The following is a 14,104-nucleotide window of genomic DNA, read 5'->3' as shown; positions in this document are numbered from 1 at the left end:
GCAACCTAGCGCGTAGCTAACCGTGGTTCTGCGCGTAGCGCGGCGTGGAGCTTATTCGGCCTGTCCGGCCTCGGCGGCGTCGACGTCGAAGGCGCGGACTTGCTGGACCAGATCCTCCAGGGCGGCCGGCGGCAGGGCACCGGGCTGATTGAACAGCAGTTTGCCCTTCTTGAAGGCCATCAGCGTGGGGATGGACCGGATCTGGGCGGCCGCGGCCAGCTGTTGTTCGGCCTCGGTGTCGACTTTGGCGTGCACGATGTCCGGGTGTTTCTCCGCCGACGCCTTGAAAGTGGGACCGAACTGGCGGCATGGGCCGCACCAGGACGCCCAGAAGTCGACGAGCACGATGTCGTTGCCCTCGATGGTTTCGTTGAACTTCTCAGCGGTGAGATCAAGTGTTGTCACGTTTGCGGTAACGCCCGGCACCGACCCGATGTTCCCCGATGCGCCAGGGGTTCGGAATACGGCTATCGGCGCGCGGGGCCACTACCGCCTGCCGGAGCGCCGCTGGTTACGGTTGCGTACGTTTTCCCGCGTCCGACAGACTGTGCCTGACGATCCGCCGCCTCGAGGACCAGTGAGGGAATCGCGTTGGGCCACTACATCGCAAACGTTCGTGATATCGAGTTCAACCTTTTCGAAGTGCTCGATGTCGGCGCCGTTTTGGGCACCGGCGGCTACAGCGACCTCGACGAGGACACGGTCAAAACGATATTGGCCGAAGCCGCTCGCCTCGCGGAAGGTCCGGTGGCCGAATCCTTCGCCTTCGCCGACCGCAATCCGCCGGTATTCGACCCGGCCGAGCACAAGATCACGGTGCCCGACGAGTTGGCCAAGACGGTGGCGGCGCTCAAGGAGGCCGGCTGGTGGCGGCTGGGCATGGCCGAGGAGATCGGCGGCATGCCCGCCCCGCCGCCGCTGGCGTGGGCGGTCAACGAGATGCTCATCTGCGCCAACCCGTCGGCGAATTTCTTTTGCCTGGGCCCGTTCATGTCTCAGGCGTTGTATGTCGAGGGCAACGAGCAGCAGCGGCAATGGGCCGCGCAGGGCGTGGAGCGGGGCTGGGCGGCCACCATGGTGCTCACCGAGCCCGACGCGGGCTCCGACGTCGGCGCCGGCCGCGCCAAAGCCATCGAACAACCCGACGGCACCTGGCACATCGAGGGCGTGAAGCGCTTCATCTCCGGCGGCGACGTGGGCGATACCGCCGAGAACATCTTTCATCTGGTGCTGGCCCGCCCGGAGGGCGCCGGACCGGGCACCAAGGGGCTGAGCCTGTTCTACGTGCCCAACTTCCTGTTCGACCCCGACACCTTCGAACTCGGCCCCCGCAACGGGGTCTACGTCACCGGGGTGGAACACAAGATGGGCATCAAGTCCTCCCCGACGTGCGAATTGACTTTCGGCGCAACGGATGTGCCCGCTGTCGGCTACCTGGTCGGCGATGTGCACCGGGGCATCGCGCAGATGTTCACCGTGATCGAGCAGGCGCGCATGACGATTGGCGTCAAAGCGGCCGGCACCCTGTCCACCGGTTACCTGAACGCGCTGGCCTTCGCCAAGGAGCGGGTGCAGGGTGCGGACCTGACGCAGATGTCCGACAAGACCGCGCCGCGGGTGACGATCATCCACCATCCCGACGTGCGCCGCAGCCTGATGACCCAGAAGGCGTACGCGGAGGGCCTGCGCGCGCTCTACATGTATGCCGCCGCCCATCAGGATGATGCTGTGGCCCAACGTGTTTCGGGTGCCGATCCCGAGATGGCGCACCGCATCGACGATCTGCTGCTGCCGATCGTCAAGGGGGTCAGCTCGGAGCGGGCCTACGAGGTGCTGACCGAGTCGCTGCAGACGCTGGGCGGTTCCGGCTTTTTGACCGACTATCCGCTCGAGCAGTACATCCGGGATTCCAAGATCGATTCGCTCTATGAGGGCACCACCGCCATCCAGGCGCTGGACTTGTTCTTCCGCAAGATCGTGCGCGACCGGGGTCAGGCCCTGCAGTTCTTGACGACTCAGATCAGCGCGACCATCGACGACTGCGACGAGGCGCTCAAGCCGATCGCCCAGCTGGTGCAGGCGGCCTACGACGACGTCACGGCGATGACGGGTGCGCTGACCGGCTACCTGATGTCGGCGACACAACACCCCACCGAGATCTACAAGGTGGGGCTGGGATCGGTGCGCTATCTGCTCGCGGTCGGCGATCTGCTGATCGGCTGGCGGTTGCTGGCGCAGGCCGACATCGCGACCCGCGCGCTGGCCGACGGCGCCGGGCATGACGAAGCGTTCTACCGGGGCAAGATCGCGACCGCGGGGTTCTTCGCCAAGAACATGCTGCCGAAGCTCACCTCGCTGCGCGGTGTCATCGAGGCCATCGACGGCGAGATCATGAAGGTGGCCGAAGAGGCGTTCTGAGCGCGGCAGATACACAGGTTAAGCACAGTTTAAACGGGTAAACCAGGACGTTGGCTCTAACCGACGAATGGAGAAATGTTGATGTCTGCCAGCTGTCAAGTGCCCCGGCTCACTCGCTTCGCGGTCTTCGCCGTCGCGGGAGCCACCGCATTGTCCCTGTCTGCCTGCGGCTCTTCGAACAACTCCAGTCCCACGTCAACGTCCACCTCAACCTCGACGTCCACCGTCACGTCGACGAGCACGTCGGCCGCCCCTAACGCCGAAGCGCGGGTCAGCGGTCTGATCGCCTCGGTGGCCGGCAACTCCATTCAGGTCACCAAGGAAGACAACGCGACCGCCTCGGTCAACTTCACCTCGACCACCAAGATCACCGAGGCCGTTCCGGCCGGGCTTCCGGACGTCACCCCGGGCAGCTGCGTCAGCGTGAAGCCGACGGAGGGATCGGCGCCCGGCCAGGCGATCACCGCCGCGTCGGTGAAGATCAGCGAGTCCGTGAACGGCGCCTGCCCGAAGCCCCCGGAGTCCGCACCCGGGGCTTCGACCACCACGCCGCCGTCCCTCCCGCCGTCGCAGGCGCCCGCGAAGCCGGCCTGGGTCCGGGGCTCGGTCGCGTCGGTGTCCGGGAACACCATCAACTTGACCAACACGGATCCCAGCGGCAACACCAAGCAAACGACCGTGACGGTCGATGACAAGACCAAATACAGCAAGCGGTCGTCCACGAACACCGACGCGATCACGCCGGGTAAATGCCTGTCCGCGCGTGGAACTCAGGACAACGGCGGCGCGCTGCAAGCGACGAGCATCAACCTACGACAGGCTGTCGACGGCAAATGCGGCAAGCCCAAGTAGCCCGGCCAGGGTGGCTGACCCCGGCTCAGGCTGACTGAGATTGCCGTCACTCTTGACGGCGCGGCGTGAGAACCGCGTCCGGCGGGGGTAATTGCTCAGGGCGCCGAAACGTTTGATCGGAGATGAGTTCTGTGCCTGCCTTATCGTTGAAGACCCGGCGGACACAGATCGCCCTCGGCGTCATTGTTGCTTTCGTCGCGCTCTGCGTCGTCATGTGTGGCTCCTCACACGACACGTCGACCAGCAGCGCCCCACCGGCCGTCACGGCGGTCCCGCCGAGCGCGGCACCCAGCGCCGCGCCGCCGCCGGGGCCGCCGCCGGGGCCGCCGCCACCTCCGGTCGGCAAGGACTATGTCGAGGGCATGGTGCAGTCGAATTCGAACGGCACGATCGCGCTTCGGACGCGATCCGGCTCGGCGACGGTGGACTACACACCGCAGACCAGGGTCATGGACGTCACGCCGGCGAAGCTGACCGATGTGACGCCCGGCAGTTGCGTGAACGTCAAAGCCACCCCGCAGAGCGCGCCGCCCCCCGGGGCTCCAGCGCCCGGCGGGCCGCCCCCCGGCCCGATCACCGCGCAAGCCGTGACGGTCACCCAGTCCGCGGACGGCAAGTGCCCGCCGCCGGCCGGCTTCTACGGCACCGTGGCCTCGGTGACGGGCAACACGATCGCCGTGAACGGCCTGGGCCCGGGCGGCGCGGGCGCCGCGACCAACGTGACCGTCGCCGACTCGACCTCATACCAGCGGCAGACGCCGTCGGACACCGAGGCGATCACGAACGGTAAATGCATTGGGGCCCAAGGAACTCAGGACGGTGGCGCCCTGCACGCGACCATGATCAGTGTGGAGACGTGCCCACCCATGGGCCACCCGCACCCCCACCTGCACCTGCCTCACCTCCCACACATCCACCTCTAGGGGACGCGGGACGCCGCAGTGGCGCCGGGGCGCGGCGTACGAAAAGCCTGACTCAGACGGTGAAGCCGAGGGCACGCAGCTGCTCGCGGCCTTCCTCGGTGATCTTGTCCGGACCCCACGGCGGGTTCCACACCCAGTTGATCCGCAGGTCGTCGACCAGCCCGGCACTCACCAGCGCGCTGCGGGACTGGTCTTCGATGACGTCGGTCAGCGGGCAGGCCGCCGACGTCAGTGTCATATCGATCAGGGCGACCGTTCCCTCGTCGCCGTCTTCGACGTTCAGCCCGTAGACGAGTCCCAGATCGACGACGTTGATGCCGAGTTCGGGGTCGACGACGTCACGCATCGCCTCCTCGAGGTCGGCAAGGAATTCCTCACCCTGCGCGGTGGTTTCGCTCATCTGTGACCTCCTCGAAGTCTGCTTCCTGGTCCGAACAAGCTTTGACCAAAGCATCTTTGAACGCCATCCAGCCCAACAGCGCGCATTTCACCCGCGCCGGGTATTTGGCCACCCCGGCGAACGCGATCCCGTCGCCCAGCACGTCCTCGTCGCCCTCGATGGTGCCCCGCGAGGACACCATCTCGGTGAACGCGGTGATGGTCTTGAGCGCCTCGCCGACGCTTTGACCGATCACCTGTTGGGTGAGCACCGAGGTCGCGGCCTGGCTGATGGAGCAGCCCTGCCCGTCATAGGACACGTCGGCGACGGTCTCGCCGTCCTCGGACAGCGCCACCCTCAGGGTGACCTCGTCACCGCAGACCGGGTTGACGTGAAACACCTCGGCGCCGAACGGCTCCCGCAGCCCGCGGTGCTGCGGGTGCTTATAGTGGTCCAGGATCACGTCCTGATACATCTGCTCGAGACGCAATGTCAGCCTCTCCCAAAGAAATCCAGAGCGCGGCGCACGCCTGCCACCAAGCGCTCGACTTCCTCGGCGGTGTTGTACACGCCGAACGACGCGCGGGCGGTGGCCGCGATACCGAACCGACGATGCAGCGGCATGGCGCAGTGGTGTCCCACCCGCACCGCGACGCCCTCGTCGTCCAGCACCTGCCCGACGTCGTGGGCGTGCACGCCGTCGACGACGAAAGACACCGGCGAGGCGCGGTTGTCCATGGACACCGGCCCGACGATGCGCACGGCGTCGATGCCGGACAGACCGTCGATGGCCGCGGCGACCAGATGGTGCTCGTGGGCCTGCACGGCTTCCATGCCGAGGGCGCCGAGATAGCGTGTGGCCGCGCCCAATCCGACCACCTGGGACGTCATCGGGGTGCCGGCCTCGAACCGCTGCGGCACCGCCGCATAGGTGGACGCTTCCATGGTCACGGACTCGATCATTGAGCCGCCGGTCAAGAACGGCGGCAGGGCCGAGAGCACCTCGCGCCGTCCGTAGAGGACACCGATGCCGTTGGGGCCCAGCATCTTATGTCCCGAGAACGCGGCGAAATCCACGTCGAGGGCGTGGAAGTCGACGGGTTGGTGCGGCACCGACTGGCAGGCGTCGAGCACGGTGAGCGCGCCCACGGCGCGGGCGCGGCTGACCAGCTCGGCCACCGGGGCCACCGCGCCGGTGACGTTCGAATGATGGGTGAAGGCGACGACTTTGACGCGTTCGTCGAGCTGCAGCGAGTCGAGGTCGATGCGCCCGTCGTCGGTGACGCCGTACCAGCGCAGGGTCGCCCCGGTGCGCCGGGCGAGTTCCTGCCAGGGAACCAGGTTGGCGTGGTGCTCGAGCTCGGTGGTGACGATGACGTCGCCGGGGCCGACGGCACGATCGAAACGCTGGTCCCCCAGCACATATGACACCAGATTGAGCGCCTCCGTGGCGTTCTTGGTGAACACCAGCTCTTGTGCGTCGGCGCCCACGAATGCCGCGATGTCGGCACGGCCCTGCTCGTAGGCGTCGGTGGCCTCCTCCATCAGCTGGTGCGCCCCGCGGTGCACGGCGCCGTTGGACGTCAGCAGGAATTCCCGCTCGGCGTCGAGCACCTGCAGCGGCCGCTGTGACGTCGCGCCGGAATCCAGGTACGCCAACGGATTTCCGCTGCGCATGACGCGCTTGAGGATGGGGAAATCGGCGCGGATGGCCGCGACGTCAAGAGGTGAGACCGCCGCCGAAGGTGTAGCCATGTCAGGCCCCGGTTGCCGCCGCTTGGGTGAAGCGGACGTAGCCGTTCTGTTCGAGTTCGTCGGCTAGCTCAGGACCGCCGGATTCGGCGATCCGGCCGCCGACGAACACGTGCACGTATTCGGGGTGGATGTAGCGCAGGATGCGGGTGTAGTGCGTGATCAGCAGGATGCCACCGTGCTCGGTCTCGGCGTAACGGTTGACGCCCTCGCTGACCACCCGCAGCGCGTCGACGTCGAGGCCGGAGTCGGTCTCGTCGAGGATGGCGATCTTGGGCTTGAGCAATTCCAGCTGCAGGATCTCGTGGCGTTTCTTCTCGCCGCCGGAGAAACCCTCGTTGACGTTGCGCTCGGCGAACGCCGGGTCGATCTCCAGCGAGCCCATGGCCGCCTTGACCTCTTTGACCCAGTGCCGCAGCTTCGGGGCCTCGCCGCGGACGGAGGTCGCCGCCGAGCGCAGGAAGTTCGACACCGAGACGCCGGGCACCTCGACGGGATACTGCATGGCCAAGAAGATTCCGGCCCGCGCGCGCTCGTCGATGCTCATCGCGAGCACGTCCTGGCCGTCCAGCGTGATGGAGCCCGAGGTCACGGTGTACTTGGGGTGACCGGCGATGGCGTAGGACAGCGTCGACTTGCCCGACCCGTTGGGACCCATCAAGGCATGTGTCTCACCGGATTTCACCGTCAGGTCGACGCCGTTGAGGATGGGGATCTCCCGCTCGGACTCGGCGGCGTTCGGGTTGACGACGCTGACGTGCAGATCTTTGATTTCCAGAGTGGTCATGAGGCTGTTGTTTCCGTCTTTTCCGTTAAGGCCAGTTCGTGTTCGATGGCTGCGGTCAGGCGTTCCCGTATCTCGGGCACCGCGATCTTGGAGATGATTTCGGCGAAGAAGCCGCGGATGACCAGGCGGCGCGCCTGCTCCTCGGGGATGCCGCGGGAGCGTAGGTAGAACAGTTGCTCGTCGTCGAAACGCCCGGTGGCACTGGCGTGCCCGGCACCGATGATCTCGCCCGTCTCAATCTCCAGGTTGGGCACCGAGTCGGCGCGTGCCCCGTCGGTGAGCACCAGGTTGCGGTTCACCTCGAAGGTGTCGGTGCCGGTTGCGTCGGCGCGGATCAGCACGTCGCCGATCCAGACCGTGTGCGCGTCGGGCAGCGACGAGTCCGGATCGCCTTGCAGCGCACCCTTGTACAGCACGTTCGACTTGCAGTGGGGCTGGGCGTGATCCACCAGCAGGCGCGACTCCAGGTGCTGGCCGTCGTCGGCGAAGTACAGGCCGAGCAGCTCGGCGTCGCCGCCGGGGCCCAGGTACCGCACGTTGGCCGTCATCCGGACCACCTCGCCACCGAGCGTGACGGCGACGTGGCGCAGCACCGCGTCCCTGCCCAGCCTGGCGTGCTGCATGCTGACGTGCACGGCGTCGTCGGCCCAGTCGGCCAGCCACACCACGGTGAGTCGGGCGGCGTCGTCGACGACGAATTCGACGTTGTCGGCCAGCGTTCCGCTGCCCCGGTGGTCGATGACGACGACCGCCTCGGCGAGCTCGGAGACCCGGATCTGCAGGTGCCCGTAGGCGACCGCGCCCTCGCCGGGGCCGGTGACGGTGACTCCGATCGGCTCGGCGATGCGGGTGTCGCGCTCGACGGTGACCAGGGTCGCGGAGTTGAACGACGAAAACGCTTGCGCGGCAACGCGGTCGGTCGGCACGCCGCCCTGGCCGAGCCGCTCGTCGCCGCGGGAGACGGTCTCGACCCGCAGGCCGGGCTGCTCGCTGACGCTGATCCCGGCCTTGCCGGTGGCGCGCGCCGAGCCGTCGTGCAGGCCACGCAGCCGGCGCAGCGGGGTGAACCGCCAGATTTCGTCGCGGCCGTGCGGGACCTCGAACGCGTCCACATCGAACGAGGAGAACAACTCCCCCTTATTCAATGCGGTAAGCGAACTCCCCTCGACGGCCGAAGTCAGATTGTCGGCGGTCATCCGACAGCGCCCTCCATCTGCAACTCGATCAGCCGGTTGAGCTCCAGCGCGTACTCCATCGGCAGCTCTTTGGCGATCGGCTCGACGAAGCCGCGCACCACCATGGCCATCGCCTCGTCCTCGGTCAGGCCGCGGCTCATCAGGTAGAACAGCTGGTTCTCGCTGACCTTCGACACGGTGGCCTCGTGGCCCATGGTGACGTCGTCCTCGCGGATGTCGACGTAAGGGTAGGTGTCGCTGCGGCTGATCGTATCCACCAGCAGCGCATCACATTTCACGCTGGAACGCGATCCGTGCGCGCCCTTGTTCACCTGCACCAGGCCTCGGTAGGAGGTGCGGCCGCCGCCGCGCGCCACGGACTTGGACACGATGTTGCTCGACGTGTTCGGCGCCAGGTGCAGCATCTTCGCGCCGGTGTCCTGGTGCTGGTCCTCGCCGGCGAAGGCGACCGAGAGCACCTCGCCCTTGGCGTGCTCGCCGGTCATCCAGACTGCCGGGTACTTCATGGTGACCTTCGACCCGATGTTGCCGTCAATCCACTCCATGGTGGCGCCGGCCTCGGCGCGGGCCCGCTTGGTGACCAGGTTGTAGACGTTGCCCGACCAGTTCTGGATCGTCGTGTAGCGAACGCGCGCATTGGGTTTCACGATGATCTCGACCACCGCCGAGTGCAGCGAATCCGACTTGTAGATCGGAGCGGTGCAGCCCTCGACGTAGTGCACGTAGGAGCCCTCGTCGGCGATGATCAGCGTCCGCTCGAACTGGCCCATGTTCTCGGTGTTGATCCGGAAGTAGGCCTGCAGCGGGATGTCGACGTGCACGCCCTTCGGGACGTAGATGAACGAGCCACCGCTCCACACCGCGGTGTTCAGCGCGGAGAACTTGTTGTCCCCGGCCGGGATCACGGTGCCGAAGTACTCCTGGAAGATCTCGGGGTGTTCGCGCAGTCCGGTGTCGGTGTCGAGGAAGATGACGCCCTGGGCCTCCAGGTCCTCGCGGATCTGGTGGTAGACCACCTCGGATTCGTACTGGGCCGCGACGCCGGAGACCAGGCGCTGCTTCTCGGCCTCCGGAATGCCCAGCCGGTCGTAGGTATTACGGATGTCCTCGGGCAGATCATCCCAAGTGGCGGCCTGCTTTTCGGTGGAGCGCACGAAGTACTTGATGTTGTCGAAGTCGATGCCGCCGAGGTTCGAGCCCCAGTTCGGCATCGGCTTGCGATCGAAGATGCGCAGCGCCTTCAGCCGGGTCTGCAGCATCCACTCGGGCTCGTTCTTCTTCGCCGAGATGTCGCGGACGACGGCCTCGGACAGGCCGCGCTGGGCGCTGGCACCGGCGACGTCGGAGTCCGACCAGCCGTAGCCGTACCTCCCCAGGGAGGCGATCGCCTCTTCCTGGGTCAGCGGCGCGGTAGCCGTCTTGCTTGCCTCGGGTGTGAGTGTCATCGAGACGCTCCTTTGGTGCTCGTGGTGTCGTGGCGCGGGCTGGGCGCCTGAGTCAGGGGTACGTGCGTGGTGCAGGCGCAGTCGCCGTTGACGATGGTCGCCAACCGCTGGACGTGGGTGCCCAGCACCTCGGCCATGGCCTGCTGTTCGGCGTCGCACAGCTCGGGGAATTCCTCGGCGACGTGCGACACCGGGCAGTGGTGCTGGCAGATCTGCACGCCGTGGATCGGCCCGCCGACTTGCGTGGTGGTGGTGACGTAGCCGGCCTTGGTCAGTGCGGTGGCGATCCGGTCGGCCGTCGCCTCGACGTCGGTGTCCGCCGCGCTGTCGGCCGCGGGGACGTCGGCCAGGATGCCGTCGATGCGCTGCCGGGCGAATGCCTGCACCGCCTCTTCACCACCGATCTCGCGGAGTTGCCGCATGGCCGCCGCCGCCAGGTCGTCGTAGGCGTGGTCGAGCTTGGCCCGCCCGGCCGCGGTCAGCCGATAGCGCTTCGCGGGACGCCCCCGTCCCACCTGCTGCCACGCCGCGGCCGCGGTGGACTCGGCGTCACCGGCCTCGATCAGGGCGTCGAGGTGGCGTCGCACGCCGGCAGCCGCCAGGCCCAGCCGGTCACCGATCTCGCCTGCGGTGATCGATCCGGATTCCAGCAGCAGGCGCACGATCGCGCGGCGGGTGTGACCATCCGGCACCGAGGCGCCGACGTCCGCCGCGCCGGTAACGACGTCAGCGGCCCCATCGGGGCTGGTTCGGATTTTCACAACACCAGTGTGACGCAATTCTGGGGATCGGTCTAGCAAGGGTCCCCTGTCCTGGCGTTGCGCTGCTCACAGCCGCGGCGCGGCGGTGACCCTATCCATCCGGCGGCTACGCTGCTCTGATGGCAGCCCGCCACCACACGCTGAGCTCATCGATCGCCAGTCTGCACGGCGACGAGCAAGCGGTGGGTTCGCCGCTGAACGATACCGAGCTCACCGCGCTGCGCCGCATCCGGCTGTTCGGCGCGACCGGCACCGTGGTGATGGCGATCGGCGCGCTGGGCGCCGGCGCCCGGCCCGTCGTGCAGGACCCCACGTTCGGCGTGCGGCTGCTCAACCTGCCGTCGCGCATCCAGACCGTGTCGTTGACCATGACTACCACCGGTGCGGTCATGATGGCGCTGGCCTGGTTGATGCTCGGCCGGTTCGCGCTGGGAAACCGGCGGATGTCGCGCGGCGACCTGGACCGCACCCTGCTGCTCTGGGTCCTGCCCCTGTTGATCGCCCCGCCGATGTACAGCAAGGACGTCTACTCCTATCTGGCGCAGAGCCAGATCTCGCTGGAGGGTCTGGACCCCTACCGGGTGGGCCCGGCCTCGGGCCTGGGCCTGTCCCACATCTTCACGCTGTCGGTGCCGACGCTGTGGCGCGAGACACCCGCGCCCTATGGGCCGCTGTTCTTGTGGATCGGGCGCGGCATCTCCGCGATCACCGGGGAGAACATCGTCGCCGCGGTGCTGTGCCACCGGCTGGTCGAGCTGCTGGGGGTGGGACTGATCGTCTGGGCGACACCGCGGCTGGCCCGGCGCTGCGGCGTGGCCGAGGTCAGCGCTTTGTGGCTGGGGGCGGCCAACCCGCTGCTGATCATGCATCTGGTGGCCGGCGCGCACAACGAGGCGCTGATGCTGGGCCTGATGCTGGCCGGGGCCGAATTCGCGTTGCGCGGCATCGACGCACCGCGGTTGCTGCCCGTGTCGTGGAAGCGGTTGGGTCCGGAGTGGGAACCGCTGGGGATGCTGATCGCCGGTTCGGTGCTGATCGTGTTGTCGTCGCAGGTGAAGCTGCCGTCGCTGCTGGCGCTGGGCTTCGTCACGATGGCGCTGGCCTATCGCTGCGGGGGCACCCTGCGCGCCCTGCTGCTGACGGGCGGCGGCATGGCGGCGTTGTCGCTGGCGGTGATGGCGCTGGTGGGCTGGGCCAGCGGCCTCGGATTCGGCTGGATTTACACGCTGGGCACCGCCAACGTGGTGCGCAGCTGGATGTCGCCGCCGACGCTGCTGGCGCTCGGCACCGGACAGGTCGGCATCCTGCTGGGCCTGGGCGATCACACCACCGCCGTGCTGGGGCTGACCCGTGCGATCGGCGTGCTGATCATCACGGTCATGGTGGCCTGGTTGCTGCTGGCCGTCTTCCGCGGCCGGCTGCACCCGATCGGGGGGCTGGGCGTCGCGCTGGGCATCACGGTGCTGCTGTTCCCCGTCGTGCAGCCCTGGTATCTGCTGTGGGCGATCATTCCGCTGGCCGCCTGGGCGACCCGGACCGGCTTCCGGGTGGCGGCCATCGTCATCAGCCTGGTCGTCGGGATCTTCGGCCCAACGGCCAACGGCGACCGGTTCGCGCTGTTCCAGATCATCGACGCGACCCTGGCCAGCACCGTCATCGTCGTCGCGCTCATCGCGTTGACCTACACCCGCCTGCCGTGGCGCCGCCCGCCGGGCCAGGACACTGAATCCAATGGCGAACCGGTCAACGACACGGCGGCAACGCCGGCGGCTCCGCCGACCCCCCGCCCGGCGCCGGCACATGACGCCTACGCTGATTCCACGTGAGCTCGGCCTTTCCCGTCCGCGACGCGCGCGAATCCCCTGACGCAGTGGTGCGGCTGCGCGGGGTCTCCAAGAAATACGGATCCGGCGCGACGGCCGTCGAGGCCGTCTCCAATCTCGATCTCGAGGTGTACGCCGCCGAGGTGCTGGCCCTGCTCGGCCCCAACGGCGCCGGCAAGACGACGACGGTCGAGATGTGCGAGGGCTTCGTGCGCCCGGACGCCGGCACCATCGAGGTGCTCGGCCTGGACCCGATCGCCGACAACGCCCGGCTGCGGCCGCGGATCGGGGTGATGCTGCAGGGCGGCGGCGGCTACCCCGCGGCCCGGGCCGGCGAGATGCTCAACCTGGTGGCCGCCTACGCCGCCGACCCGCTGGACCCGGCCTGGCTGCTGGACACGCTGGGCCTCACCGACGCCGCCCGCACCACCTACCGGCGGCTCTCCGGCGGCCAGCAGCAGCGGCTGGCGCTGGCGTGCGCGCTGGTCGGCCGCCCCGAACTGGTGTTCCTCGACGAGCCCACCGCGGGCATGGACGCCCACGCCCGGCTGCTGGTCTGGGAACTGATCGACGCGCTGCGCCGCGACGGCGTGACGGTGGTGCTGACGACGCATCAGCTCAAGGAGGCCGAGGAGCTCGCCGACCGGCTGGTGATCATCGACCACGGGGCGACGGTGGCCTCCGGCACGCCCACCGAGCTGATGCGCAGCGGGGCCAAGGACCAGTTGCGGTTCAGCGCACCGCCGCGCCTCGATCTGTCGTTGCTGTCCGCCGCCCTGCCGGAGGACTACAAGGCCACCGAGGTGACGCCGGGCGAGTACCTGGTCGAGGGGCACGTCGACCCCCAGGTGCTGGCGACCGTCACGTCCTGGTGTGCGCGGATCGACGTGCTGGCCACCGACATGCGCGTCGAGCAACGCAGCCTCGAGGATGTGTTCCTCGACCTCACCGGCAGGAAGTTACGGCCTTGACGGACAACGAGATTCACTCGAGCGTGTTCCCCGCGGGCACCTTCGCTCCCGACCCGCGGCCCAGCGCGGTGCCGAAAATGCTTGCCGCGCAATTCGGTTTGGAGCTCAAGCTGTTGCTGCGCAACGGCGAACAGCTGCTGCTGACCATGTTCATCCCGATCACGCTGCTGGTCGGCCTCACGCTACTGCCGCTCGGTTCGTTCGGCCAGCACCGCGCGGCGACCTTCACCCCGGTCATCATGGCGCTCGCGGTGATCTCGACGGCGTTCACCGGGCAGGCGATCGCGGTCGCCTTCGATCGGCGCTACGGCGCGCTCAAACGGCTCGGCGCCACCCCGCTCCCGGTGTGGGGCATCATCGCGGGCAAGTCCCTGGCCGTGGTCACCGTGGTGTTCCTGCAGGCAATCCTATTGGGCGCCATCGGTTTTGCGCTGGGCTGGCGTCCCACGCCGCCGGCGCTGGCGCTGGGCGCGGCGGTCATCGCGCTGGGCACCGTGGTGTTCGCGGCGCTGGGGTTGTTGCTTGGCGGGACGCTGCGCGCCGAGATCGTGCTCGCGGTCGCCAACTTGCTGTGGTTCGTCTTCGCCGGGTTGGGCGCGCTGACCCTGGAAACCGGGATCACCCCGGCGGCGGTGAAACTCGCGGCCCGGCTGACCCCGTCCGGCGCGCTCACCGAGGCGCTCTCGCAGGCGATGACCATGTCGGTGGACTGGTTCGGCGTCGTCGTCCTGGTGGCGTGGGGCGCGGTTGGCGCGCTGAGCGCGCTGCGCTGGTTCCGCTTCACCTGACTTCCGTGC

General features: G+C 68.0%; 14 protein-coding genes. 6 read left to right on the top strand and 8 right to left on the bottom strand.

All coding sequences use genetic code 11. From position 1 onward, the window contains the following. Positions 1 to 51 precede the first annotated feature (51 nt). A complete protein-coding gene (gene trxA, locus A5760_RS07930; RefSeq protein WP_064879410.1) occupies positions 52 to 405 on the bottom strand; it encodes a thioredoxin in 354 nt (117 codons plus the stop codon). Between the two features lie 186 nt (positions 406 to 591). Between trxA and A5760_RS07925 the strand changes: the two genes are divergently transcribed. The 3 genes from A5760_RS07925 (at position 592) to A5760_RS07910 (ending at position 4,193) form a co-directional block, all read left to right on the top strand. After that, positions 592 to 2,418, top strand: a complete 1,827-nt coding sequence (locus tag A5760_RS07925) for an acyl-CoA dehydrogenase (protein WP_064879404.1) — start codon at positions 592 to 594, stop codon at positions 2,416 to 2,418. Positions 2,419 to 2,499: 81 nt separating this feature from the next. Continuing rightward, the gene (locus tag A5760_RS27655) at positions 2,500 to 3,270 is read left to right on the top strand and encodes a DUF5666 domain-containing protein (protein ID WP_196772024.1); all 771 of its coding nucleotides are present in this window, start codon (positions 2,500 to 2,502) and stop codon (positions 3,268 to 3,270) included. A gap of 146 nt (positions 3,271 to 3,416) precedes the next feature. Continuing rightward, on the top strand, positions 3,417 to 4,193 hold the full coding sequence (locus tag A5760_RS07910) for a DUF5666 domain-containing protein (RefSeq protein ID WP_064879400.1): 777 nt from the start codon (positions 3,417 to 3,419) through the stop codon (positions 4,191 to 4,193). Positions 4,194 to 4,245: 52 nt separating this feature from the next. On the opposite strand, the gene A5760_RS07905 is transcribed toward A5760_RS07910, so the two are convergent. From A5760_RS07905 to A5760_RS07875, 7 genes are read right to left on the bottom strand one after another with little or no spacing between them, the layout of a single operon-like run. Further along, the gene (locus tag A5760_RS07905; protein ID WP_064879398.1) at positions 4,246 to 4,593 is read right to left on the bottom strand and encodes a metal-sulfur cluster assembly factor; all 348 of its coding nucleotides are present in this window, start codon (positions 4,591 to 4,593) and stop codon (positions 4,246 to 4,248) included. Further along, positions 4,568 to 5,068, bottom strand: a complete 501-nt coding sequence (sufU, locus tag A5760_RS07900; RefSeq protein ID WP_064879396.1) for a Fe-S cluster assembly sulfur transfer protein SufU — start codon at positions 5,066 to 5,068, stop codon at positions 4,568 to 4,570. The genes A5760_RS07905 and sufU overlap by 26 nt, the downstream gene beginning before the upstream one ends. After that, positions 5,065 to 6,327 (bottom strand): cysteine desulfurase, encoded by a 1,263-nt coding sequence (locus A5760_RS07895; RefSeq protein ID WP_064879394.1) that lies wholly within the window; start codon positions 6,325 to 6,327, stop codon positions 5,065 to 5,067. Before A5760_RS07895 ends, sufU begins: the two co-directional genes overlap by 4 nt. A 1-nt stretch (position 6,328) precedes the next feature. After that, on the bottom strand, positions 6,329 to 7,111 hold the full coding sequence (gene sufC, locus A5760_RS07890) for a Fe-S cluster assembly ATPase SufC (RefSeq protein ID WP_064879392.1): 783 nt from the start codon (positions 7,109 to 7,111) through the stop codon (positions 6,329 to 6,331). Beyond that, positions 7,108 to 8,307: a Fe-S cluster assembly protein SufD gene (sufD, locus tag A5760_RS07885; RefSeq protein WP_064879390.1), complete on the bottom strand. Its 1,200-nt coding sequence runs from the start codon at positions 8,305 to 8,307 to the stop codon at positions 7,108 to 7,110. Before sufD ends, sufC begins: the two co-directional genes overlap by 4 nt. Further along, positions 8,304 to 9,752, bottom strand: coding sequence for a Fe-S cluster assembly protein SufB (gene sufB, locus A5760_RS07880; RefSeq protein ID WP_064879388.1), 1,449 nt, complete (start codon positions 9,750 to 9,752; stop codon positions 8,304 to 8,306). Before sufB ends, sufD begins: the two co-directional genes overlap by 4 nt. Beyond that, entirely contained in the window at positions 9,749 to 10,552 is an 804-nt protein-coding gene (locus A5760_RS07875) for a helix-turn-helix transcriptional regulator (protein ID WP_155764249.1), read from the bottom strand. The genes sufB and A5760_RS07875 overlap by 4 nt, the downstream gene beginning before the upstream one ends. A gap of 80 nt (positions 10,553 to 10,632) precedes the next feature. On the opposite strand from A5760_RS07875, the gene mptB reads away from it, so the two are divergent. The 3 genes from mptB to A5760_RS07860 all read left to right on the top strand — a co-directional run bounded on the left by mptB (position 10,633) and on the right by A5760_RS07860 (position 14,095). Next, the gene (gene mptB, locus A5760_RS07870) at positions 10,633 to 12,339 is read left to right on the top strand and encodes a polyprenol phosphomannose-dependent alpha 1,6 mannosyltransferase MptB (protein ID WP_064879384.1); all 1,707 of its coding nucleotides are present in this window, start codon (positions 10,633 to 10,635) and stop codon (positions 12,337 to 12,339) included. After that, complete coding sequence (locus tag A5760_RS07865; RefSeq protein WP_196772023.1) at positions 12,336 to 13,307, top strand: ABC transporter ATP-binding protein; 972 nt, start codon at positions 12,336 to 12,338, stop codon at positions 13,305 to 13,307. Before mptB ends, A5760_RS07865 begins: the two co-directional genes overlap by 4 nt. A gap of 77 nt (positions 13,308 to 13,384) precedes the next feature. After that, the gene (locus tag A5760_RS07860) at positions 13,385 to 14,095 is read left to right on the top strand and encodes an ABC transporter permease (RefSeq protein WP_231122577.1); all 711 of its coding nucleotides are present in this window, start codon (positions 13,385 to 13,387) and stop codon (positions 14,093 to 14,095) included. Positions 14,096 to 14,104 lie beyond the last annotated feature (9 nt).

The sequence above is a fragment of the Mycobacterium colombiense genome (assembly GCF_001665835.1).
Lineage (GTDB): Bacteria > Actinomycetota > Actinomycetes > Mycobacteriales > Mycobacteriaceae > Mycobacterium > Mycobacterium colombiense_A.
The sequence above is the reverse complement of the archived record's forward strand: the minus strand, read 5'-3'. Positions and strand labels throughout refer to the sequence as shown.

Coding starts and splice junctions, on each gene's coding strand:
- A5760_RS27655 (WP_196772024.1), top strand. CDS start 2,500: ATGTCTGCCAGCTGTCAAGTGCCCCGGCTCACTCGCTTCGCGGTCTTC.
- A5760_RS07895 (WP_064879394.1), bottom strand. CDS start 6,327: ATGGCTACACCTTCGGCGGCGGTCTCACCTCTTGACGTCGCGGCCATC.
- sufD (WP_064879390.1), bottom strand. CDS start 8,307: ATGACCGCCGACAATCTGACTTCGGCCGTCGAGGGGAGTTCGCTTACC.
- A5760_RS07905 (WP_064879398.1), bottom strand. CDS start 4,593: ATGAGCGAAACCACCGCGCAGGGTGAGGAATTCCTTGCCGACCTCGAG.
- sufB (WP_064879388.1), bottom strand. CDS start 9,752: ATGACACTCACACCCGAGGCAAGCAAGACGGCTACCGCGCCGCTGACC.
- A5760_RS07860 (WP_231122577.1), top strand. CDS start 13,385: ATGCTTGCCGCGCAATTCGGTTTGGAGCTCAAGCTGTTGCTGCGCAAC.
- mptB (WP_064879384.1), top strand. CDS start 10,633: ATGGCAGCCCGCCACCACACGCTGAGCTCATCGATCGCCAGTCTGCAC.
- sufC (WP_064879392.1), bottom strand. CDS start 7,111: ATGACCACTCTGGAAATCAAAGATCTGCACGTCAGCGTCGTCAACCCG.